Annotated in this window: 18 protein-coding genes; 11 read left to right on the top strand and 7 right to left on the bottom strand. The window is 31.1% G+C overall.

The genetic code is table 11. The features are described 5' to 3' along the window. Position 1 precedes the first annotated feature (1 nt). The 6 genes from KV700_RS06160 to KV700_RS06135 all read left to right on the top strand — a co-directional run bounded on the left by KV700_RS06160 (position 2) and on the right by KV700_RS06135 (position 6833). On the top strand, positions 2 to 1246 hold the full coding sequence (locus KV700_RS06160) for an outer membrane protein transport protein (RefSeq protein WP_218599519.1): 1245 nt from the start codon (positions 2 to 4) through the stop codon (positions 1244 to 1246). An 87-nt stretch (positions 1247 to 1333) separates the two neighbouring features. Beyond that, complete coding sequence (gene rluF / locus KV700_RS06155) at positions 1334 to 2224, top strand: 23S rRNA pseudouridine(2604) synthase RluF (protein WP_240914641.1); 891 nt, start codon at positions 1334 to 1336, stop codon at positions 2222 to 2224. A 317-nt stretch (positions 2225 to 2541) separates the two neighbouring features. Next, positions 2542 to 3672: a tRNA guanosine(34) transglycosylase Tgt gene (gene tgt, locus KV700_RS06150; RefSeq protein ID WP_218599518.1), complete on the top strand. Its 1131-nt coding sequence runs from the start codon at positions 2542 to 2544 to the stop codon at positions 3670 to 3672. 140 nt (positions 3673 to 3812) lie between these two features. Beyond that, a complete protein-coding gene (locus KV700_RS06145) occupies positions 3813 to 4904 on the top strand; it encodes an LptF/LptG family permease (protein WP_166387676.1) in 1092 nt (363 codons plus the stop codon). Beyond that, positions 4891 to 5805 carry a DMT family transporter gene (locus KV700_RS06140; RefSeq protein WP_166387674.1) on the top strand — a complete coding sequence of 305 codons (915 nt, stop codon included), beginning with the start codon at positions 4891 to 4893 and terminating at the stop codon, positions 5803 to 5805. Before KV700_RS06145 ends, KV700_RS06140 begins: the two co-directional genes overlap by 14 nt. A 74-nt stretch (positions 5806 to 5879) precedes the next feature. Continuing rightward, a complete protein-coding gene (locus tag KV700_RS06135; RefSeq protein WP_166387672.1) occupies positions 5880 to 6833 on the top strand; it encodes an acetyl-CoA carboxylase carboxyltransferase subunit alpha in 954 nt (317 codons plus the stop codon). A 180-nt stretch (positions 6834 to 7013) separates the two neighbouring features. Here KV700_RS06135 and KV700_RS06130 read toward each other — a convergent pair whose 3' ends face one another. Continuing rightward, positions 7014 to 8042 (bottom strand): TlpA disulfide reductase family protein, encoded by a 1029-nt coding sequence (locus KV700_RS06130; RefSeq protein WP_218599517.1) that lies wholly within the window; start codon positions 8040 to 8042, stop codon positions 7014 to 7016. Between the two features lie 223 nt (positions 8043 to 8265). Then, positions 8266 to 9042, bottom strand: coding sequence for a DeoR/GlpR family DNA-binding transcription regulator (locus tag KV700_RS06125; protein WP_218599516.1), 777 nt, complete (start codon positions 9040 to 9042; stop codon positions 8266 to 8268). Positions 9043 to 9314: 272 nt separating this feature from the next. On the opposite strand from KV700_RS06125, the gene KV700_RS06120 reads away from it, so the two are divergent. The 4 genes from KV700_RS06120 to KV700_RS06105 are packed head-to-tail and all read left to right on the top strand — an operon-like array spanning position 9315 to position 13966. Beyond that, positions 9315 to 10874 carry a glycerol-3-phosphate dehydrogenase/oxidase gene (locus tag KV700_RS06120; protein WP_166387666.1) on the top strand — a complete coding sequence of 520 codons (1560 nt, stop codon included), beginning with the start codon at positions 9315 to 9317 and terminating at the stop codon, positions 10872 to 10874. A 37-nt stretch (positions 10875 to 10911) separates the two neighbouring features. Further along, positions 10912 to 12408, top strand: a complete 1497-nt coding sequence (glpK, locus tag KV700_RS06115; protein WP_218599515.1) for a glycerol kinase GlpK — start codon at positions 10912 to 10914, stop codon at positions 12406 to 12408. Between the two features lie 30 nt (positions 12409 to 12438). After that, positions 12439 to 13170 (top strand): MIP/aquaporin family protein, encoded by a 732-nt coding sequence (locus KV700_RS06110; protein ID WP_166387662.1) that lies wholly within the window; start codon positions 12439 to 12441, stop codon positions 13168 to 13170. Positions 13171 to 13201: 31 nt separating this feature from the next. Continuing rightward, positions 13202 to 13966: a hypothetical protein gene (locus tag KV700_RS06105; protein WP_166387660.1), complete on the top strand. Its 765-nt coding sequence runs from the start codon at positions 13202 to 13204 to the stop codon at positions 13964 to 13966. Positions 13967 to 14088: 122 nt separating this feature from the next. Here the strand turns inward: KV700_RS06105 and KV700_RS06100 are convergent, their stop codons facing one another. The 5 genes from KV700_RS06100 to KV700_RS06080 form a co-directional block, all read right to left on the bottom strand. Next, complete coding sequence (locus KV700_RS06100; RefSeq protein WP_166387709.1) at positions 14089 to 14826, bottom strand: NYN domain-containing protein; 738 nt, start codon at positions 14824 to 14826, stop codon at positions 14089 to 14091. A 147-nt stretch (positions 14827 to 14973) separates the two neighbouring features. Further along, on the bottom strand, positions 14974 to 16134 hold the full coding sequence (locus tag KV700_RS06095) for a DUF3095 family protein (RefSeq protein WP_218599514.1): 1161 nt from the start codon (positions 16132 to 16134) through the stop codon (positions 14974 to 14976). Positions 16135 to 16312: 178 nt separating this feature from the next. Next, complete coding sequence (locus KV700_RS06090) at positions 16313 to 17695, bottom strand: M64 family metallopeptidase (protein ID WP_218599513.1); 1383 nt, start codon at positions 17693 to 17695, stop codon at positions 16313 to 16315. Then, positions 17692 to 18162 carry a hypothetical protein gene (locus KV700_RS06085; RefSeq protein WP_218599512.1) on the bottom strand — a complete coding sequence of 157 codons (471 nt, stop codon included), beginning with the start codon at positions 18160 to 18162 and terminating at the stop codon, positions 17692 to 17694. The genes KV700_RS06090 and KV700_RS06085 overlap by 4 nt, the downstream gene beginning before the upstream one ends. 113 nt (positions 18163 to 18275) lie before the next feature. Then, on the bottom strand, positions 18276 to 20840 hold the full coding sequence (locus KV700_RS06080; RefSeq protein WP_166387652.1) for an ATP-dependent Clp protease ATP-binding subunit: 2565 nt from the start codon (positions 20838 to 20840) through the stop codon (positions 18276 to 18278). Between the two features lie 274 nt (positions 20841 to 21114). Between KV700_RS06080 and gyrA the strand changes: the two genes are divergently transcribed. Continuing rightward, positions 21115 to 23646, top strand: coding sequence for a DNA gyrase subunit A (gene gyrA, locus KV700_RS06075; protein WP_166387649.1), 2532 nt, complete (start codon positions 21115 to 21117; stop codon positions 23644 to 23646). The last annotated feature ends 6 nt before the right edge of the window (positions 23647 to 23652 follow it).

The following is a 23652-nucleotide window of genomic DNA, read 5'->3' as shown; positions in this document are numbered from 1 at the left end:
GATGAGAAAAAAGATATTAATACTAGTGTTAGTAGTTTCAGGACATACTTTATTTGCCCAAAGTAACACAAATACACCTTATTCTTTATTTGGTTTAGGTGTAGAAAATAAAACAGCAACCGGTGGTTTAACAGGTTTAGGGAACACTGGTATTGCACAATCTAATCCGTTTGAAATAAATTTATTTAACCCAGCGAGTTTAAGTGGTATTTTACCAAAATCATTTTTATATGAATTTGGTTTAAACGGTACCTATTCTACCTTACAAACAAACAGTGTAAGTGAAAGTAGTAGTAACGGAAACATCTCTCACCTTGCAATTGCGTTTCCTATAAAACAAGGTTGGGGTATGAGTATTGGTTTGCTTCCGTATACAAAAACAGGGTATAATATAGATGTAGAAAATGCTATTGAAGGTTCTGCAGATACCTATATTACTAGAATTACAGGAGAAGGAGGTTTAAATAAATTTTATTTATCTACGGGGTTTAAAGTGATTAAAAATTTATCTTTAGGTGTAGATGTAGCTTTTCTTTTTGGATCTATCAATCAAGAAAGTATAGCGTATACAGGTTCTTTGGTTTCTATTAGTGATCAAAATCATTACGGAGGCGTAAAATTAAAAACAGGACTTCAATATAAATTACCATCAATTAAAGGTTTTAAAAACACTATTGGCGCTACGTTAGAATTGCCTTCATCTTTAGGAGGATCTCAAACCAGAACTTCTTATAAAACATCTTCTAGCGGAACCTCAATAAGTATAGAAGAAGATGTAGAAAATGATTTAGAAAATTTCGAATTGCCATTTTCCTACGGAGTAGGACTTACTTCTGTAATCAATAAAAAAATTACTACAAGTTTAGATTACCGAAAATTACTTTGGAGCGACACTGCACAACCTCAAAATAACGAAAGTTATGCAGACCAATCTATCTATGCTTTTGGTGTAGAATATGTGTCTACATCAACAACAAATAATTATTGGGCTAACGTAAAATACAGAGCTGGTATTAATTACAATACAGGTTTTTTAAAGATTTCTAACCAACAAATAGATAGTTATTTTGTGTCTTTTGGGGTAGGTTTACCAATGAGAAAGTATAGTAATGATAATTTTAATATTTCTTATTCTTACGGTAGAGAAGGTACTTTAGATAGCAATTTAATTCAAGAAAATTTTCATAAAATTACTTTAAACCTAAATTTTGTAGGGCAATGGTTTCAAAAAAAGAGAATAGATTAAGTAAATAGCACTGTAATTCTATTTTCAACAAGGGGTTTAAACTCCTTGTTAATGAAATGTTGTATTTTTGCAAAAAATTATATTCTTTTGGATACTACAAATCATAAATCGACAAACCTTAATAAATATATCAGCTCATCTGGTATGTGCTCTCGTAGAGAAGCAGAAAAATTTATAAATGAAGGTAGAGTTACCATCAACGGTAAACCAACTCAATTAGGTAATCGAGTTGCTAAAAAAGATGTTGTAAAGTTAGACGGACGATTAGTAGAACCTAAAAATGTTACGTTATATATTGCTCTAAATAAGCCGGTAGGTATTGTTTCTACCACCGATGATAGAGAACCAAATAACATTGTAAAACACGTAAATTATCCAGAAAGATTATTTCCAATTGGACGTTTAGATAAACCGTCTGAAGGATTAATTTTTTTAACCAATGATGGAGACATCGTTAACAAGATTCTACGTGCAGGTAACAACCACGAGAAAGAATATTTTGTTTCTGTAGACAAATCTATCACCGATGATTTTATTGATAAAATGGGGAGCGGAATTCCTATTTTAGGTACTATGACCAAAAAATGTTTGGTAGAAAAAGTAAGTGATAAAATTTTTAAAATTATTTTAACGCAAGGATTAAACCGCCAAATTCGTAGAATGTGCGAATACTTAGATTACGAAGTAACTAAGTTAAAACGTACTAGAATAATGAATGTTGAGCTTGGTTATCTACAATCTGGAGATTGGCGAGAATTAACAGATGAAGAGATGAAAGAAATTAATAAAATGATTTCTAGTTCATCAAAAACTCAAGAAGCATCTGCAGTTAAAGAGAAGCCTAAAAAGCAAGTCTCTAAGAAAAAAGCAGCGCCAACTAAAAACGATTTCAATAAAAAAAGTGCCTCTTTTAGAAAATCATCTCCAAAAAGTAAAAGAAATAACGCTGGTGCTTCCTCTAAAAAGAAACGCTGGTAATCTTTTTTGGACGTTACCTTGCAGGTCAGGCTTTACGCTATATCTTTTTTTATAATTTTAAGCAAAAGCTTAAAATTATAAAAAAAGGATGCCGCTTCAATCCTTAACGCACATTTTAGCCAACCAAAATAAAGCCATAATTTTTTGCCTTTTTTATAACAGTTCATTTTATTTATCAATTCTTAAATAATAGTATCTTTGCAGGCAATGAAATGGAAATTTATTTTAAAATAAATAAATGAGAGAATCAATTAATCATATAGGTTCTAAACTTTTGTAATTAATTATAGTTACAAAAATCATCAAAAATTAAACGATTGAAATTCGACTTAAAAATTACCGACCCAAAAAGTAAGGCAAGAGCAGGAGTAATAACAACTGATCACGGAGTAATAGAAACTCCTATTTTTATGCCAGTGGGAACTGTTGGAACCGTAAAAGGAGTACATCAAACAGAATTAAAAAACGACATAAAACCAGATATAATTTTAGGAAACACCTATCACTTATACTTACGTCCAGGAATGGATATTTTAGAAAAAGCAGGTGGTTTACATAAGTTTATGAATTGGGATAGTAATATCTTAACAGATTCTGGGGGTTACCAAGTATATTCTCTTTCTGGAAGAAGAAAAATTAATGAAGAAGGCGTAAAGTTTAAGAGTCATATAGATGGTTCTATGCATTTCTTTACTCCAGAAAACGTAATGGAAACGCAACGTACAATTGGTGCAGATATTATTATGGCGTTTGATGAATGTACACCATATCCTTGCGATTATAATTACGCAAAACGTTCTATGCATATGACGCATAGATGGTTAGATAGATGTATTAACCATTTAGATAAATTGCCTTATAAATACGGTTTCGAGCAAACTTTTATGCCAATTGTACAAGGTAGTACTTATAAAGATTTACGTAGACAATCTGCAGAATATATTGCAAATTCAGGACAGCAAGCAAATGCAATTGGAGGTCTTTCAGTTGGGGAGCCAGCGGAAGAAATGTATGCAATGACAGAGGTTGTTACAGAAATTTTACCAGAAGACAAACCAAGATATTTAATGGGAGTTGGTACGCCAATTAACATTTTAGAAAACATTGCGTTGGGTATAGATATGTTCGATTGTGTAATGCCAACTAGAAATGCTAGAAATGGTATGTTGTTTACAGCACACGGTTCTATCAATATAAAAAATAAAAAGTGGGCAGAAGATTTTAGTCCAATAGATGATATGGGAATTACTGGAGTAGATACCATGTATACTAAAGCCTATTTACGTCATTTATTTGCAGCAAAAGAAATGTTAGGAAAGCAGATTGCCTCAATTCATAATTTAGGTTTTTATGTTTGGTTAACACGTGAAGCAAGAAAACATATCTTAGCAGGAGACTTTAGAGAGTGGAAAGATATGATGGTAAAACAAATGGATAAACGTCTTTAAAAAGTAAGCAGTGAGCAGTCTCAGTTTACAATTAGAATAGTAACGTTTTAAGAAAGAATTAGAATAAAAGATAATATAATAAGTAAAAAAAAATCACTTCGTAAAAGTCCTTCCCTTCGGGAAGGATTTAGGATGGGCTTATGAAAATAATAGACTGGTACATATTAAAACGATTTTTGGTAACTTTTTTGTTCACCTTATTAATCTTGATTCCTATTGCTATTGCTATAGATATATCAGAAAAGATTGATAACTTTTTAGAACATACAGAATTAGGATTGTACCAAATTATAGATGAATATTACAAAAATTTTATCATCTATTATACCAATACTTTTATGCCTTTGGCATTATTTATTGCTGTAATTTTATTTACATCTAAACTATCAAATAATACAGAAATTATTGCTATTACAAACGCAAGAGTTTCGTTTACACGCTTTTTATATCCTTATTTTCTTGGAGCTACTTTAGTTACCATTATTTCTTTAGGAATGAATCATTTTGTGGTTCCTAATAGTAGTAAGGAAAGGAAAAAGTTTGAAAGAGAGTATATTAAAAATAATAGGCAAAAGCACGAGTTAAAATATGTTAGAGAATTTAGTTTGCAACTTACAGATAGCACCTACATCTTTATACGTAATTTTGATACAGAAGTAAATTCTGGTTATGATTTTACATCAGAAGTATATGATGGAATAGAAATGAAATCTAAATTAGTTTCTGATAGAATAACGTTTAGTGATAAAGATTCTACTTTTACCTTATCTAATTGGAAATTACGTAAGATTTTTAAGGATAGAGATAGCATTTTTTCTGGGACTAAAATAGATACCACTTTTAACTTTACTCCAAGAGATTTAATTTATAAATCTGCTTTAGCACAAGAAATGCCTTCTGGAGAATTACTACGATTTATTGGAGTTTCTAAAAAGAGAGGTGTTAAAAACTTAAATGCATACTTGGTAGAATTTCATAAAAGAACAAGTTTACCAATAGCTTCATATATTTTAACAATTATTGCCGTTGCTTTAGCTTTTAGAAAAAGAAGAGGTGGTACTGGAGTAAATTTAGCTATAGGTATTGGGCTTATGTTTATGTATGTTTTTCTAATGAAAATAGCGGAGGTTTTAGGTGCTGTTGCAGGAGTTAATTCTCTACTTTATGTTTGGCTGCCTAATATTGTTTTTGGCTGCGTAGCTATTTATCTCTACTATAATGCAAGAAAATAAGTTAAACAATTATTTACAGTTACACCTTATCGTTTTTATTTGGGGGTTTACTGCAATTTTAGGTGCATTAATTAGTTTAGATGCCGTTCCATTGGTTTGGTATAGAATGTCTTTAGCGGTAGTTTTTATTGTGCTATATTTTATTATTAAAAAGAAATCATTTAAAGTAGATAAAAAAGGAATTTTAAAGTTTTTTCTAACAGGAGTTATTATAGCCCTACATTGGATCTTTTTTTTTAAAGCCATAAAGGTTTCTAATGTTTCTGTTGCGCTAGTAACTATAAGTACAGGTGCATTTTTTGCAGCTTTAATAGAACCTGTTTTCTATAAAAGAAAAATTAATCCATTAGAAATGGTGTTGGGTTTAATTGTTATTTTTGGGCTTTATATCATCTTTAATTTTGAAAGTCAATATAAATTAGGAATCATCTACGCATTAATGGCATCTTTTTTAAGTGCATTATTTTCTGTACTTAATGGTCTTTTTATTAAAGAATATGCTGCGAATACAATATCATTATATCAGTTAGTTTTCGGGGTACTTTTTATAACTATTTATCTTTTAGTTACAAATGGTTTCTCTGCCTCTTTTTTTATAATTCCAAATTCAGACTGGGTATACCTTTTAATTTTAAGTAGTATTTGTACCGCATATGCATTTATAGCTTCTGTTAAAATAATGAAATATATATCGCCTTATACAGTGATGCTAACCATCAATTTAGAACCTATTTATGCAATTATTTTAGCATTACTTATATTTGGTGAAAAAGAAAAAATGAATCCAGAATTTTATTTTGGAGCATTTATAGTACTCTTTGTAGTTTTATTAAACGGAATTATAAAGAATAAAACAGTGATAAGAAATAAACTAAAAGCAAAGACTGTTAGAAAAAAGTAACTTCTTTTTAAAAAAAACAACTAATTTTATAGTATGTTTGTCTATTCAAACAACTAAAATCAAATAATTACAATATGGAATATTTAGATTTTGAAATGCCTATTAAAGAGCTTTTAGATCAACTAGATAAGTGTGAAATTATCGGTAAAGAAAGTGATGTAGATGTAAGTGCTACTTGTAAGAAAATCGAAAAAAAATTAGATAAAGCGAAGAAAGATATTTATAAGAACTTAACGCCTTGGCAAAGAGTTCAATTATCTAGGCATCCTAATAGACCTTATACTTTAGATTATATTAAAGCTATTTGTGGAGACACCTTTATGGAGCTTCATGGAGATAGAAATGTAAAGGATGACAAAGCCATGATTGGTGGGCTAGGTAAAATTGGCGATCAATCTTATATGTTTATTGGTCAACAAAAAGGATACAATACAAAAACACGTCAATACAGAAACTTTGGGATGGCAAATCCTGAAGGTTACAGAAAAGCATTGCGTTTAATGAAAATGGCAGAGAAATTTAGCATTCCTGTAGTTACTTTATTAGACACGCCTGGTGCATACCCTGGTTTAGAAGCAGAAGAACGTGGGCAAGGAGAAGCAATTGCTAGAAATATTCTTGAAATGACTCGTTTAAAAACACCTATTATTACGGTTGTTATTGGAGAAGGAGCTTCTGGTGGTGCTGTAGGTATTGGAGTTGGAGATAGAGTATACATGATGGAAAATACTTGGTACACTGTTATTTCTCCAGAATCTTGTTCTTCTATTTTATGGAGAAGTTGGGAGTACAAAGAGCAAGCTGCTGCTGCTTTAAAGTTAACAGGTACAGATATGAAGAGGTTAAAATTAATTGACGGAATTATAGATGAGCCAGTAGGTGGTGCACATGCTGATAGAGAAGGAGCTTTTAAAGCGGTACAAGAACAAATTGTTGCTGCTTTTGATGAATTAAAAGATTTAACTAAAGTAGATTTAGTTTCTAAAAGAATGGATAAATATGCAGCAATGGGAGTTTACAAAGAGTAATCTCTTTTTGTTAAGTATAAAAAAAAGGCGAAATCTACATGTAGATTTCGCCTTTTTTTATGAATTTACTAAATTCAAGAGATATTTAAACTAACTTTTTTAGAGTATTAGAAACACAACTAATCTTGGTTTTTGATTCTAAAAGTAAAGTGGTCTAATATCTTTTATGGAATATAAATATTAAATATCTAAAGATTCTAATAATGTTTTAAGTCTAGGATCTGAAGGTCTTGGTGCATTTGCATCTACAATGTTTCCTTGTGGATCAATTAAAATAAATCTTGGAATACCAGAGATTTGATATGCTTGCTGAAAACTAAAATCTTGTCCAGCCCAAAGTTGCACTCCTTTTAATTCGTTTTCTTTTACAAAATCTCTCCATTTTTTTTCTGCAGCTTCCCAAGAACCACCACTTCTTCTAGCTTCATCAGTAGAGATACTTAAAAACGCTATGTTTTTATTATGAAATTCTTTTTCTAAACTTTTTAAAGAAGGTATTTCTCTAATACATGGTCCACACCAAGTTGCCCAAACATCTATATATACATATTTTCCTTTAAAAGAATCTAAAGATTTTTTTCCTCCTTTAACATCTACATAGTCTTCAAATTTAGGAGATACACTTCCTTTTCCCATACTTTTACTTGATACATATGTTTTTTCAAAGTAATCAAACATTTGTGCGTTTTGTTTAGAAGCCATGTCAACTAGAGAACTATCTAAATCATTATAAGAAGATAAAAGACTATTAAAATCTTTTTTTAATGAGATCATTTTAGCATCAAAAGCTTCTTGGTCTAAAGCAAAAAGATCTGCAGGGTTTCCTATATGTTCACTTTGTTCTATTTGTGCAACTATAAAATTAGAGTTAGAAGATCCAGTTCCTGAATACTTAAAACTTTTCATAAATTCTTCTGCATTACCTTTTACTGTAATGTCGAATCCATTTTTTAAATATAATGGAGCTCTTTTTTGAGTACTAGTTTGAAAAGTATAAACATCTACTTTTGGTACTTTTAAAGAATCTTTAAAAGAACCATCTTTATTAATTGTAATTGTTTTAAGGATTCCCATTCTATTAGAGATTGTTAAAATAGAATCTGTATTGTTTTCTAATTTACCTGATAAAGAAACGTATTCTTTAGAATGTTCTTTTGTACAAGAAGCAATTGCTAATAATGTAAAAAGTGCAAGTGTTAATTTTTTCATTTTTTTTTATTCTTAAATTTAATTACAAATATATGATATATGCATAAATAAATATAGTTAAAATTCTTTGCATACGCAGAATAGAAGTAATGTTTTTGATCGTTTGTTAAATAAGAAATAAGTATAAAAGTAGTTGATTTCTAAAACTATAATTCAGAGAGTTTAAAAGGAAAGACTTATTTCTCTGTTGCGCTTAAATTAACCTTAATCCTAATTTATAGAATTAATCTACGTCAATAACTATAACTTCTATTCCTAATTTTATGAGTTCTTTTTTGTAGCTGTCTTCTATTCCAGAATCTGTAATTATTTGATCAACCTCTTCAAGTCCACAAATTCTTCCAAAACCTTTTCTTCCAAATTTCGAAGAATCAGCAAGAATTATTATTTTCTGGGCAGATTTTATCATTATTTGATTAATAGATGCTTCCATAGAGCTCGTTGTGGTTAAGCCAAAATCAAGATCAATTCCATCAACCCCTAAAAATAATTTTGAACATGTAAATTCAGAAAGCATTTTTTCACCTAATGGACCAATTACAGACGAAGAGCTTTTTCTAATAAGCCCTCCAATTTGAATAACTTCAACATCGTTTAATTTAGAAAGAATTAAGGCTGCGTTTAAAGAAGCTGTTAAAACGGTTAACCCTTTTGTAGGGGGTATCTGTGCAGCAAGTTCTGTAATGGTTGTTCCGGAGGCTAGAATTATACTATCGTTTGGTAAAATTAATTTGCTTGCTTTAGAAGCTATTCCTGTTTTTTCACTTCTATGTATCTTTTCTTTTTCAGTAACTGTTTTTTCTTGCGTATATGGGTTTGTAGGAACTGCTTTTCCGTGTGAACGAAATAATAAATTTAATTCTTCAAGATGTTTCAAATCCTTTCTTATTGTTACAGCCGAAACTTTAAACTCTTCGCTTAACTCTAGAACCGTAACAAAACCATTCGTTTTTAACTTGTCAAGTATTATTTTATGTCTATCACCTATGTTTATATACATATTTTATTTTATTAAACAAATATAGTCACTTTTAGAATGTAAATAAACTAAAAATAGATGTTTATGTTTCGTTTTGTAAGCTATTGAAACATAAAAAAACACTTAATTACCTTTTTTATGATCAATATTACCATTTACAACACTATGTAAAGCCTTGTGAAACCTGAGTAACTTAAAATAATAAAAAAAAACCTTCATATTGTTTCGTTTTGTTTCAAATTGATTATATATTTACAATCAGAATTTTAACAAATGTTTAATAAATTGATATTATGATTAGAGATGAAATGATAAAAAAGGTAAGTAATAATACTGAGGAGTATGATTTCATAATAATTGGAGGTGGAGCTACGGGAATTGGTATTGCTTTAGAGGCATCGGCAAGAGGGTACTCTGTAGTGTTGTTAGAAAAGTCAGATTTTACAAAAGGAACATCTAGTAAGGCAACTAAGTTAATGCATGGAGGTGTTAGATATTTGGCTCAAGGAAATGTTGGTTTGGTTAGAGAAGCCGTTGTAGAAAGAGGTTTAATGCTTAGAAATGCGCCTCATATTGTTAAGAGTCAGTCATTTATTATACCTACGCATGGTTTGTATGATGAAATTTTGTATACAGTAGGTTTAACTTTTTATGATTTATTAGCAGGGAAATTAAGTTTAGGTAGATCTAAAAGAATTTCAAAAACTAAAACTTTAAAGCGTATCTCTCTTATTAATCCAGATAAAATATCTGCAGGAGTTGTTTATTTTGATGGTCAGTTTGATGATTCTCGTATGGCGATAAATACGTTACAAAGTGCATCAGAAATGGGAGCTACTGTTATAAATTATTGTAACGTGAATAATTTAATTAAAGATGCTGCAGGAAAGTTAACGGGTGTTTCGTTTACTGATGAAGAAAGTGGTAAGATTCATGAAATTAAAGGGAAGCAAATTGTAAATGCGACAGGAGTATTTGCAGATGATGTGTTAAGAATGGATTCTCCAGGTGCTAAAAAAACAATAGCGCCAAGTCAGGGTGTTCATTTAATTTTAGATAAATCATTTTTACCAGGAGATGATGCCATTACAATTCCTAAAACAGATGATGGTAGGGTATTGTTTTTAGTGCCATGGCATAATAGAGTTATCGTTGGTACAACAGATACACCTATAGCAGAAGAATCTTTAGAGCCTGTTGCTTTAGAAGAGGAGGTTGATTTTATTTTAAAAACAGCTGGTAGATATTTAACAAAAGCACCAAAGAGGAGTGATGTATTAAGTGTATTTGCAGGTTTACGTCCTTTAGCAGCTACGCAAGGGGATGGAGATAAAACAAAGGAAATTTCTAGAAGTCATAAAATTTATACTTCAGAATCTGGTATGTTAACGATGGTTGGTGGTAAATGGACCACTTTTAGAAAAATGGGTGAAGATTTAGTTGATAAATCAGAAAAACTACATGGTTGGGCACACATTCCAACAAAAACAAGAAATTTAAAAATTCACGGATATAAGGAAAATGTAGATTTTACAAAGCCTTTTTACTTTTATGGTTCTGATGAAGAAAAAATGTTAAAACTGGCAAAAGATAAAAATTTAGAAGCTTTTGTAGGTCCTTCATCAAAAGTAATTGAAGCGCAAGTTGTGTGGGCTGTTCAGAATGAAATGGCTAGAACTGTAGAAGATTTCTTAGCAAGAAGAACGCGTTGTCAATTATTAGATGCAAAAGAGAGTTTAAAAATGGCACCAAAAGTAGCAGAAATTATGGCAAAAGAATTAGGGAAAGATATTCATTGGCAAAAAAGTCAAATAGCAGATTATCAAAAAGTGACCTCTAATTATATTTTGTAAGCAATTATAAGTTTAACTAAAACAATTAACTAACAACATGAAAGACAAATTAATTTTAGCGTTAGATCAAGGTACAACATCGTCAAGAGCTATTCTGTTTAACCACAACGGAAAAATTGTTAGATCATCTCAAAAACCATTCGAGCAAATTTTTCCTAAACCAGGATGGGTAGAGCATTGTCCGAATGAAATTTGGTCTTCACAGATATCTGTAGCAGCAGAGGTAACAGCACAAGAAGGTATTTCTGGTCAAGAAATTGCAGCTATTGGAATTACAAACCAAAGAGAAACTACTATTGTTTGGGATCGAGAAACAAGCGAACCTATTTATAATGCTATAGTATGGCAAGACCGTAGAACTGCAAAATATTGTGATGAATTAAAAGCAGCAGGTCATATAGATATGATTAAAAAGAAAACAGGTTTAGTTTTAGATGCGTATTTCTCTGCAACAAAATTAAAGTGGATTCTTGATAATGTTGAGGGAGCAAGAGAAAAAGCAGAAGCTGGTAAGTTATGTTTTGGTACTGTAGATACTTGGCTTGTTTGGAAGTTAACAAGAGGTAAAATGTTTATTACAGATGTTTCTAATGCAAGTAGAACTATGTTATTAAATATTCACTCATTAGAGTGGGATGAAGAGTTGTTAGAATTATTTAATATTCCTAAAGCAATACTACCTGCAGTTAAAGAAAGTAGTGAGGTTTATGGTACTACGGCTACAACGTTATTTTCTAGTAAAATTCCTATTGCTGGTATTGCAGGAGATCAACAAGCAGCTTTATTTGGACAAATGTGTACCAAGCCAGGAATGATAAAAAACACCTATGGTACAGGTTGTTTCTTATTAATGAATACCGGTGAGAAAGCAGTATATTCTAAAAATAATTTATTAACAACAATTGGTTGGAAAATTAATGGAAAAACTACATATGCTTTAGAAGGAAGTGTTTTTGTTGGTGGAGCAGCTATACAGTGGTTGCGTGATGGAGCAAAAATAGTAAAAACAGCTCCCGGAATAAATCATTTAGCAGAAACAGTACCCGATAATGGAGGTGTTTATTTTGTTCCAGCAATGACAGGTTTAGGAGCTCCGTATTGGGATCAATATGCACGTGGTGCTATTTTGGGAGTTACAAGAGGAACTACAGATGCTCATATTGCACGAGCAACATTAGAAGGTATTGCTTTTCAAGTTTATGATGTTGTAAAGGCGATGGAAGCAGATTCTGGAGAAAAAAGTATTGAATTAAGAGTAGATGGAGGTGCAGCTGCAAGTGATTTATTAATGCAAATTCAGTCAGATTTATTTGGTTTTAAAATTTTGCGCCCTAAAACTTTAGAAACAACAGCGTTAGGAGCTGCTTATTTAGCAGGTTTAGCAGTTGGTTTTTGGGATAGCGTAGATGATATACATGCACAATGGGTTATCGATAAAGAATTTTACCCAAAGGCAGATAAGGATACCGTAGAAAACATGTTGCATTATTGGCATAAAGCTGTAAAATGCGCACAAAGCTGGATAGAAGAATAGCAAAACTTAATAATTTTAAAAACTTAAATTATGTCAATTTTAGTAGCAGAAATATTAGGGACCATGTTAATGATTTTATTAGGTAATGGTGTGGTAGCTAATGTAGTATTAAAGGGAACGAAAGGAAATGATTCTGGATGGATTGTTATAACAACCGGTTGGGCTTTGGCTGTGTTTGTAGGTGTTGTGGTTGCAGGGCCTTATAGTGGAGCGCATTTAAACCCAGCTGTAACCATTGGTTTGGCTACAGCAGGTAAGCTTTCTTGGAGTTTGGTTCCAGAATATATTATGGGTGAGTTTATAGGTGCAATGTTAGGCGCTTTCTTAGTGTGGTTGTTTTATAAAGATCACTTTAAAGTAACGGAAGATGAGGGAGGTAAGTTAGCGTGTTTTTGTACAGGACCTGCAATTAGAAATACTTTTTCTAATCTAATTAGCGAAATAATAGGAACCTTTGTATTGCTCTTTGTAATATTCTATTTAGCAGGACCAAGTATAGAGATTGCTGCAGATGCCCAAGCCATAGTTGGTTTAGGATCTTTAGGAGCTGTGCCTGTTGCTTTTTTAGTATGGGTAATTGGTTTGTCTTTAGGAGGTACTACAGGATATGCAATTAATCCGGCAAGAGATTTAGGACCTAGAATTATGCATGCAATCTTACCTGTAAAAGGAGGTAGTGATTGGGGTTATTCTTGGATTCCTATTGTGGGACCAGTTATTGGGTCTGTTTTAGCTGCTCTTCTATATGTAGCTTTAGTTTAAAATTATTCCATAAAAGTTAAAAATATATAAAATGAAAAAAGTATTAATAATACTTGTAGCTGCATTTGCGGCGCAGATAGCTATTGCTCAAGAAAAAACGTTAAAAGAGAGTCCAATTGATTTTTCTGTAGACTTAAAAACCAATCATCTGTGGAGAGGGTTAATTATAACAGACAAGCCAATGGCTGCTGTTTTTGTGAAGCTTAAGCTAAATGAATCGGGAAGTTTTACCACTGGTTTTTGGGGAGGAATGTCTTTTTCTAATGAAAGTGATGGGACTTCATATAAGGAAATTAACTACTATGTGCAGTATGCTAAAAACGGACTTTCTATAGGTTTGTGGGATTTGTTTAACACTAGAGGTGCTGTTAATCCTGATGTTTGGGATTATGATAAAACATCTACAGGTCATTTGTTAGATCTAAGAACTTCTTACAAGTTTAAAGAAAGTTTTCCGCTAACTGTGGAAGCCGATGTACTTTTATTTGGAGGTAAAGATGCACAGTATTCTAATTTAGATTATGAGCAACGTTACTCTACATATGTTCAAGTATCTTATCCTTTAATAAAAGAATCTAAAGTAGATTTAGATGGTTTTGTAGGTGCTGGTTTTTCATTAAATGGAGATACTCATTTATATGGAGATGGAAATGAAAACTTTAATTTAGTAAACGTAGGTTTAACGGCTTCAAAAATAATTGAATTAGGGAATTACAACGTACCTGTTTCAACGACTATAATGTGGAATCCTTCTTTAGAATATGCAAGAATTCAATTAGCAATTAGTCTTTTTTAAAGAAAGATAAATAAAGTGTTTGTATAATAATTAGTTATTGTATAATAATAACAAAAAAAAAGTCTTCTTTTAAAGTAGTTTTACTTTAAAAGAAGACTTTTTTTGGTTAAATAAATCGTGGTTTATTTATTTTTTACAAAAATTAATTTGTGTCTGCTCTTTGAATTTTCTCTTTGGTCTAAATCAAATTTACCAATAGACTTAATTAGTGGAGTTAATTTATCGAAACCATAATTTCTAGAATCAAAATTGGGTTGTTTTTTTTGAAGTAAACTTCCTACGTCACCAAGAAATGCCCAACCTTCTTCATCCGATAAATCTTCAATTGTTGTAGATATTAGTTTTATAACTTTTGATGTTATTTTATCGACACTATCTTTTTCGCTATCTTTAGTGTTAACACTTTCTTTCTTTTCAGTTTGTTTTCTAAGAATTTCTATATAAATAAATTTATCACAAGCAACAATAAAGGGGGTGGGAGTTTTTTTCTCTCCAATACCAATAACTTGCTGGCCTGCTTCTCTTAATCTAGTAGCGAGTTTGGTAAAATCGCTATCGCTAGAAACTAAGCAAAAACCATTTACTTTTTCTGAATAAAGAATATCCATCGCATCAATAATCATAGCAGAATCTGTAGCGTTTTTACCTGTAGTATATGCATATTGCTGTATAGGAGTAATCGCATTTTGTAACAGTAAATTTTTCCATTTAGATAAATGCGGACTCGTCCAATCTCCATAAATTCTTTTAATAGTTGGGTTGCCATACTTTGCAATTTCTTCCATCATTTCCTTAACGTGAGCAGACGGTATGTTGTCTCCGTCTATAAGTACTGCTAAATTTATATTGTCTTGGGCCATTTTATTTTGTTTTGTAATTGCAAAGAACATAAATATGTTCTGCATTTTTTATTCTATTAATTATAAATTAAAAGTAAAGTTAGTTTTTTGATTTCATAAAATCAACAAGTACTAAATATTTGTTTTAATCAAAATTGAACAATTAAATTAATTTAAAGTTTTCATTTTTACTTTAAACATTTTTGCAGCAGAGGTGTAGCCTCCTTCTGTTCCGTCTACAAAGTGTGCATGTTTTGTTTTTCTGTCTAACACGTAACAAGACATTACGGAAGCATGTGTTATATGAATACCATAAATAATTTTATTTTCTTTTTCTAATTGATTAAGGTAGGTTGTAAAAAGATCTATTTTAGGTTGTTCTGCTGTAAATATTGTATTAATCATACCGTCTAACATAAAAGTGTGTGATAATTGACCAATTTGATTTAAGTATTGCTTTCCGTCTTCAGACATGTTAAAATACCACTTACCAATTAAAGTTTTAAACCAATTTTTTAATAAATATTTTAAGTTTTTATTGTCAAGAGTTACTTTCATCTCTTCCCATATTTTAGAAATGCTAAAATTTAATTTTAAATTTGTTGTCTTTATAGGTTGTCTGTTATTAAAGGAGCCAAAAATAGTATCCATTTTTGTAAGTACCTCTTTATAAATTGCTCTTTGATCATTTTCGTTTACAGTATCTAACAGTAAACAAATAACTTTTTTTTGGGTTTGTCTTGGGTTTATTTCTTTCCACCTACATTCCATCCCTTCTAGGTTTAAAAGGTCTTTTTTAAAATGAATATCTTCTATTACAGTAAAAGTGTTTTTAATGATTTCTTCTGCTTTTTTTAAACCATTTCCAAGAATAATAGGAATTGCTAATTGATCTGTTAATTGATGTTTTGCTATTTTTAAATAAGCTTTTTTTTCTGATAATTCTGTTATAGAAATATGTCCAACTCTAAGTATTAAATCGATGTTTTTTTTAATATGAAGACTGTAATTTTCTAATACTAAGGTGATTTTATTTAGAAGTATCGTCGGTATAATAAAAGTAGCTCCATCTCCACCAAAAAAATAAGGAATTTCTATGTTTTTCTTCTCTTTTCTAATGGTGTTTAATACAGAAATTATTGCTCCGGTTGCTGTTAAGTTTATCTGATGATGCTTGCCTTCATCAACAGCTTTGGTTGAGTTTTTAACATCAACAACTACTACATGCCAAGTGTTTGGTAATTCAGAAAAATCAGATTCATCTGCTAATAAATCTACAAGAGTTTTATTAGATTTTTTTAATTTGGTGTAGTATTTTATATTTTCCATTAGTGTAAATACAGATTAATGAGATATATGTGTGGATTGCTAAGTTAGTTTTTTTTAAAATAAATAAGAAGTTAAAAATGATATGGCTTTGTTAAGAAAAGGTTGAATCAAAAAAAATCTCAAAATGTACATTTTGAGATTTTTTATAACTAATTTATGTTTTAAAAAAGGATCCTTTTTATTTTTTAATTATTTTCTTAGAAATATGTAATCCATTTTCAAATGTAAAATTGATAAAATAGACTCCAGAAGGAAGTGTACCTATTCGTATATTTTGATTTTCGCCTACGTTATTCATTTTTTTCTGAATCAATTGCTTTCCAGAAATATCACTAATAAAAACGTTATAGTCTTCATTATTGTTGGTTATATCAAAATATAAAAAATCCTGAGTAGGGTTTGGGAATAGTTTTATGTCAAAACTATTTGTTGAAATATCATCGATACTTAAAGTACTAGGATTTATATTCCAAAGTGTCGTAGAGAAATGTACCGTTTCATGATTGTCAACTTTAAGTAATGTAGTTTTATCTTCAATAGTTGCCAGTAGTTGATTATTTCCACTCGCTAAATCTTCTTTTGAAATAGAGACCGTATAGTCTTCACTATTTATTACAGTTCCGTTTAAAGTCCACGTAATATCTAAGGTATTTGGAAGTGGATTTATAGTGTTTATTGTAAGATCTATAGTTGTAGATAAATCTATAGAACCTGTGTTTTGTGGAGCATAGTTTTCTATTACCGAGGTTAAAGAATGTATTTTTTCTATAGTTCCCTCTGTACAAACTGAACAAAAAGGACTATTTAAAGATTCCATTTTACAATTTTGATGTGGTTTATACCAGCTTGCAGCTGTTCCGGATGTACCATGCGGATAAATACCAACTCCATTTTGGTTCATCCAATTTTTCCATTTTACATTTGTTGGGTTTGTTTCTTGGGTCATGTTTATGCCTTCTCTTACATAAATATCTCCAGGGTAATACTCATCAATAAGATTTGCAAAAGAGTGTCCTAACTCATGTATGGCAATTTGGTTAGCTGACGCATGCAAGGATGCTACGGCAATTTCACCACCACTACCACCATAATAAGGGCTGTTTACTAAAACTAAAACAATGTCGTAATTAGGAAAATTATTAGCTAAAACAGTGTTTACTATAGCGTTGTTAGCTACTAAAAGTCTATGAACATCATATGCATCAAAAGTCGATTCAAAATAATTATCTACTGTAGCTGTAGGTTGATTGTTAGAAGTAGCTTCATCTGATGCTGTACGTGGGTGTTTTGCGCCACTTTCATTAGAAGGTACTTTTATGGCATGCACATTAAAGTAATTTTTATATTCTTTATAAGGTGTTTCTGCAAACAGCGCATTTGAAAAATTAGTAGCATCTGTTATAAATTGATTCAGTTCTGTACTTTGGTATCCGTCTGATAGAATTACAACATTAATTCTACTATCATTAGAACCAGATTGTGTAATTGTGGTTACATCAAAAGTTTGTGCTTTAACAGATGCGCATAAAAATAGAATAGATAAGAGTAGTATTTTTTTCATAATTGTATTTTTAAAAGACTGTTATTGGTTTCACTTAGCAATTTAAGTGTTATAAATTTTGTTTGTGGTTTTAAACCCATTCGAATAGATAGGGTAGTGCTGTCTAATTCAATTGTTTTTCGACTTAATTTACCAAAATCATCTATGTATTCGAAGTTTTTTATTAATGGGTTTTCTATCTGAATACTATCAATAGCTACAGAATTTACATCTTGTTGAATACAGATTAAATCTCCTGCATTACTGTCTGTTCTTTTTTGGAAATTCTTTTTAAGACTTCCTTCTGTAATTATTTTATCAATAAAAGTAAGTTCTATATTTTTATCCTTAGAAACTTTATAAGTTAAGAAAATAATTTGAGAGGCTATCGGTTTAGTTTCCTCAATGGTAGAATTGTTGGTCGTATTCTTTTTTAAAGAAGTACAACCTATTAAAGCTAGAAATAAAAGTATGTAAATAGATTTCATTTTAATTATAAATAAGCAAAGTTAGCATATTTCAATTAAAAGACAATAGTGGGTAAATTGTTCTTTTATAGAAAAAAGAAATCCCAAACTTTCGTTTGGGATTTTTATAATTTTTAAGATTCCTTTTCGGTCTCTGTCCTTATTTCTGGTTTCTTTTCACCTTTTTCAATGGTAATGGTGAGTTTATTTTCCTTCTCATCCAAATCCATATTTATGGTGTCACCTTCATAGAGTTTAGAATTTACAATTTCTTCTGCTAAAGCATCTTCAATGTATTTCTGTATCGCTCTTTTAAGTGGTCTTGCTCCATATTTTTTATCAAAGCCTTTATCCGCAATGTAATCTTTAGCTTTTTCGCTTAAGTTTAAAGTGTAGCCTAAATCTGATATTCTATGTAATAATTTATCTAACTCGATATCTATAATTTTATGAATATCGTCTCTTTCTAGAGCATTAAATACAATTACATCGTCTATTCTGTTTAAAAACTCCGGAGCAAAAGATTTCTTTAAAGCACCTTCTAGTACAGATTTTGCATGTTCATCTGCTTGTGCCGCTTTAGTAGCTGTACCAAAACCTACACCACCACCAAAGTCTTTTAATTGACGAGCACCAATGTTGGAAGTCATAATAATTATGGTATTTCTAAAATCGATTTTTCTACCTAAACTATCGGTAATGTGACCGTCATCTAAAATTTGTAGCAACATATTAAACACATCTGGATGCGCTTTTTCTATCTCATCTAACAAGACTACAGAATATGGTTTTCTTCTCACTTTTTCAGTTAACTGTCCGCCTTCTTCATAACCAACATATCCTGGAGGCGCTCCAATTAAACGAGAGATAGCAAACTTCTCCATGTATTCACTCATGTCAATTCTAATTAAAGAATCATCAGAATCAAATAACTCACGAGCTAAAACTTTAGCTAATTGTGTTTTACCAACACCCGTTTGTCCTAAGAAAATAAAAGAACCAATTGGTTTGTTAGGGTCTTTTAACCCAACTCTATTACGTTGTATGGCTTTTACTACTTTGGTAACCGCTTCATTTTGGCCAATTACTTTTCCTTTAATTAAGGCAGGTAATTCGTGTAATCTATTGGTTTCTGCTTCTGCAACTCTATTTACAGGAATTCCAGTCATCATAGAAACTACTTCTGCAACATTATCTTCCGTTACAATTTCTCTATTTAATTTAGAATCTTCTTCCCATTGGTTTTGAGCAGAATTTAAAGCAGCTTCCATGTTTTTTTCATCGTCACGTAACTTAGCAGCTTCTTCATATTTCTGTCCGTTTACAGCTTTGGTTTTTTGATCTCTAATAGTTTCTAACTTAGATTCTAATTCTAAAACTTGTTGCGGAACCACAATGTTTGTAATATGAATTCTAGATCCGGCTTCATCTAAAGCATCAATAGCTTTGTCTGGTAGGTATCTATCGGTCATGTATCTGTTTGTTAATTTTACACAAGCTTCAATAGCAGCATCTGTATAATTAACATGGTGATGTTCTTCGTATTTATTTTTTATGTTTTGTAAAATCTGTATCGTTTCGTCTACGGAAGTTGGGTCTACAATTACCTTTTGAAAACGACGTTCTAGCGCGCCATCTTTTTCGATATTCGTTCTAAATTCATCCAACGTAGTTGCACCAATACATTGTATTTCTCCTCTTGCTAAAGCAGGTTTTAGCATATTAGATGCATCTAAAGAACCGGTTGCTCCACCAGCACCAACAATGGTGTGAATTTCATCTATAAAAAGAATGATATCATCATTTTTTTCAAGTTCATTCATTAAGGCTTTCATACGTTCTTCAAACTGACCACGATATTTTGTACCCGCAACTAAGCTTGCTAAATCTAAAGAAACAATACGTTTGTCAAATAAAATCCTTGATACTTTTCTTTCAATTATTCGCAACGCTAAACCTTCTGCAATGGCAGATTTACCAACACCAGGTTCTCCAATTAACATTGGATTGTTTTTCTTTCTACGACTTAAAATTTGAGAAACGCGTTCTATTTCTTTTTGTCTACCAACAACTGGGTCTAATTTCCCTTTTTCTGCTAAATCAGTTAAATCTCTACCAAAATTATCTAATACCGGAGTCTTCGATTTTTTTACGTTTTTACCCTTTTGAGGTTGGTCAAAAGGATTTGATTTTTCTGAAGCAAATTCGTCATCAGAAGGTGTTTCTGCAATAGGGTTTAGAGGCAATTCGATATCCTCTACATGTAGCTGTTTGTAAAGCGCTTTAGCTTCGTCATAATTTACATGATATTTGTGAATTAACTTTGTAGTTGGGTCGTTTTCATTTCTTAGAATACAAAGTAATAAATGTGCCGTATCTATAGATTCGCTTTGATATAATTTAGCTTCTAAAAAAGTTGTTTTTAAGGCTTTTTCGGCTTGTCTTGTTAATCGTAAACTTGGCTTATCTGTGCTTTCTGTAAACGTTGGGTTTACAGGGTTTAATTGTTCTAATTTTTTACGCAATAAAACAAAATCAACATCAAATGCTGTTAATATTTCTACTGCTTTTCCTTCTCCTTGTCTTATTAAACCTAGTAAAAGATGTTCTGTTCCAATAAATTCTTGCCCTAAACGTAGCGCTTCTTCTTTACTGAAAGTAATTACATCTCTAACCTTTGGTGAAAAATTATCGTCCATATTTCTATCTGTCTATTATTGATGTGTTGTAAATTTAGTCCTTTTTTTTTATAGATAATTACAAAAAAGATGCCAATGCTAAAAAACTGACAGTTTGACTAAGATACCAAGGTAGAAAACTATTGTAAATCAGGCAAATAAATTCTTGTTAAAAATTATGAAATAATGTTGATAACTCTACTGAATTACAAGTGCTAAAACCTTTGTAAAAACAAGTAAAAATAGTAACTTGCCTTGTTTTAAAAAAATGACGTAAAATTAATCAAATATAAATATGGCAGACGGAGAAAAGTTAATTCCGATTAACATTGAAGAACAGATGAAAGCTGCGTACATCGATTATTCGATGTCAGTAATTGTTTCAAGAGCATTACCAGATGTAAGAGATGGGTTAAAGCCTGTTCATAGAAGGGTTTTGTTTGGTATGCATGAGTTAGGAATTAAAGCTACAGGTTCGTATAAAAAATCCGCAAGAATTGTTGGGGAAGTTTTAGGTAAGTATCACCCTCACGGAGATACTTCTGTATACGATTCTATGGTACGTATGGCACAAAGCTGGAGTGTGCGTTATATGATGGTTGATGGTCAAGGAAATTTTGGTTCTGTAGATGGAGATTCGCCAGCAGCAATGCGTTATACTGAGGTTAGAATGCAAAAAATATCAGAAGACATGTTGGCTGATATTGAAAAAGAAACAGTAGATCATCGATTAAATTTTGATGATACTTTGCAAGAACCAACCGTTTTACCAACTCGTATTCCTAATTTATTAGTAAACGGAGCTTCTGGTATTGCAGTAGGTATGGCAACAAATATGGCACCACATAACTTAACTGAAGTTATAAATGGTACCATGGCTTATATTGATAATAGAGATATTGAGATCGATGAATTAATGCAACACATTACCGCACCCGATTTTCCTACAGGAGGAATTATTTATGGTTACGATGGTGTAAGAGAGGCGTTTCATACAGGTCGTGGACGTATTGTAATGCGTGCTAAAGCTATTATTGAAGAGGTTAAAGGACGTGAGTGTATTATTGTTACGGAAATTCCTTACCAAGTGAATAAAGCAGAAATGATTAAAAAAACTGCTGATTTAGTTAATGATAAAAAAATATCTGGTATTGCGAATATTCGTGATGAGTCTGATAGAAACGGAATGCGTATTGTGTACATTTTAAAACGTGACGCAATACCTAACATCGTTTTAAATAAATTATTTAAGTATACACAATTACAAACTTCTTTTAGTGTAAATAATATTGCATTGGTAAAAGGAAGACCAGAACAATTAAACTTAAAAGAATTAATTCATTATTTTGTTGAACATAGACATGAAGTAATTGTTCGTAGAACTGAGTTTTTACTTAAAAAAGCAGAAGCTAGAGCGCATATTTTAGAAGGATTAATTATTGCTTCAGATAATATAGATGAGGTAATTAAAATTATTAGAGCCTCTAATAATGCAGATGAAGCTAGAGAAAGTTTAATTGAGCGTTTTGAATTATCTGAAATTCAAGCAAAAGCAATTGTAGAAATGCGTTTGCGTCAATTAACAGGACTAGAGCAAGATAAATTACGTGCTGAGTTTGATGAAATTATGTTAACGATAACTGATTTAAAAGATATTTTAGCAAACGAACCAAGACGTTACGATATTATAAAAGAAGAATTATCACTTATTAGAGATAAATATGGTGATGAACGTAGATCTGTAATAGAGTATGCTGGCGGAGATATGCGTATAGAAGATATGATACCTGATACCAAAGTTGTGGTAACTATTTCTAACGCAGGATATTTAAAACGTACAAACTTAGAAGAGTACAAGGTTCAAAATAGAGGAGGTAGAGGACAAAAAGGAGCAACGACAAGAAATGAAGATTTCTTAGAGCACTTATTTGTAGGTACAAACCACCAATACATGATGTTCTTTACGCAAAAAGGAAAAGTATTCTGGATGCGCGTATATGAAATACCTGAAGGTGGTAAAAATACCAAAGGTAGAGCAATGCAAAACCTTATTAATATAGAACAAGATGATAGTGTAAAGGCATTTTTAGTAACTCAAGATTTAAAAGATGAAGAGTATGTAAACAGTCATTATGTTATTATGGCAACAAAGAAAGGTCAAGTTAAAAAGACTTCTTTAGAGCAGTATTCTAGACCAAGAACAAATGGTATTAATGCAATTACTATTAAAGAAGGAGATGAATTATTAGAAGCGAAGTTAACTACTGGAGACAGTCAAGTAATGTTAGCGTTAGCATCTGGTAAATCTATTCGTTTCGAAGAAGCAAAAACGCGCCCAATGGGAAGAACTGCTTCTGGAGTAAGAGGTATTACTTTACAACATGAAAATGATGAGGTAATTGGTATGGTTGCTGTAAATGATATGGAAAGCAATATACTTGTTGTGTCTGAAAAAGGATATGGTAAGCGATCTAAATTAGAAGATTATAGAATTACCAATAGAGGTGGTAAAGGTGTTAAAACATTAAATATCTCAGAGAAAACGGGTAATTTAGTAGCTATTAAAAATGTAGATGATTCTAACGATTTAATGATTATCAATAAATCTGGATTAACAATTAGAATGGCTGTTGAAGATTTAAGAGTTATGGGACGTGCAACACAAGGGGTTCGTTTAATTAATATTAAAGATTCAGATAGTATTGCTGCAGTTGCTAAAGTGGCTCATGAAGAAGAGGTAGAAGAAGAGCTTGAAGGTGATGATATTGAAGGCGCAACTGAGAATGGCACGGAAATTGAAAATGATTCAAATGAAAATCAAGAATAATAATAA

The organism is Polaribacter sp. NJDZ03, from assembly GCF_019263805.1.
GTDB lineage: Bacteria > Bacteroidota > Bacteroidia > Flavobacteriales > Flavobacteriaceae > Polaribacter.
The sequence above is the reverse complement of the archived record's forward strand: the minus strand, read 5'-3'. Positions and strand labels throughout refer to the sequence as shown.

What these genes read in the sequence shown, in the direction of transcription:
- KV700_RS06160 (WP_218599519.1), top strand. Translation starts at nt 2, where the DNA reads ATGAGAAAAAAGATATTAATACTAGTGTTAGTAGTTTCAGGACATACT.
- KV700_RS06145 (WP_166387676.1), top strand. Translation starts at nt 3,813, where the DNA reads ATGAAAATAATAGACTGGTACATATTAAAACGATTTTTGGTAACTTTT.
- KV700_RS06140 (WP_166387674.1), top strand. Translation starts at nt 4,891, where the DNA reads ATGCAAGAAAATAAGTTAAACAATTATTTACAGTTACACCTTATCGTT.
- KV700_RS06135 (WP_166387672.1), top strand. Translation starts at nt 5,880, where the DNA reads ATGGAATATTTAGATTTTGAAATGCCTATTAAAGAGCTTTTAGATCAA.
- KV700_RS06130 (WP_218599517.1), bottom strand. Translation starts at nt 8,042, where the DNA reads ATGAAAAAATTAACACTTGCACTTTTTACATTATTAGCAATTGCTTCT.
- KV700_RS06125 (WP_218599516.1), bottom strand. Translation starts at nt 9,042, where the DNA reads ATGTATATAAACATAGGTGATAGACATAAAATAATACTTGACAAGTTA.
- KV700_RS06120 (WP_166387666.1), top strand. Translation starts at nt 9,315, where the DNA reads ATGATTAGAGATGAAATGATAAAAAAGGTAAGTAATAATACTGAGGAG.
- glpK (WP_218599515.1), top strand. Translation starts at nt 10,912, where the DNA reads ATGAAAGACAAATTAATTTTAGCGTTAGATCAAGGTACAACATCGTCA.
- KV700_RS06110 (WP_166387662.1), top strand. Translation starts at nt 12,439, where the DNA reads ATGTCAATTTTAGTAGCAGAAATATTAGGGACCATGTTAATGATTTTA.
- KV700_RS06105 (WP_166387660.1), top strand. Translation starts at nt 13,202, where the DNA reads ATGAAAAAAGTATTAATAATACTTGTAGCTGCATTTGCGGCGCAGATA.
- KV700_RS06100 (WP_166387709.1), bottom strand. Translation starts at nt 14,826, where the DNA reads ATGGCCCAAGACAATATAAATTTAGCAGTACTTATAGACGGAGACAAC.
- KV700_RS06095 (WP_218599514.1), bottom strand. Translation starts at nt 16,134, where the DNA reads ATGGAAAATATAAAATACTACACCAAATTAAAAAAATCTAATAAAACT.
- KV700_RS06090 (WP_218599513.1), bottom strand. Translation starts at nt 17,695, where the DNA reads ATGAAAAAAATACTACTCTTATCTATTCTATTTTTATGCGCATCTGTT.
- KV700_RS06085 (WP_218599512.1), bottom strand. Translation starts at nt 18,162, where the DNA reads ATGAAATCTATTTACATACTTTTATTTCTAGCTTTAATAGGTTGTACT.
- KV700_RS06080 (WP_166387652.1), bottom strand. Translation starts at nt 20,840, where the DNA reads ATGGACGATAATTTTTCACCAAAGGTTAGAGATGTAATTACTTTCAGT.
- gyrA (WP_166387649.1), top strand. Translation starts at nt 21,115, where the DNA reads ATGGCAGACGGAGAAAAGTTAATTCCGATTAACATTGAAGAACAGATG.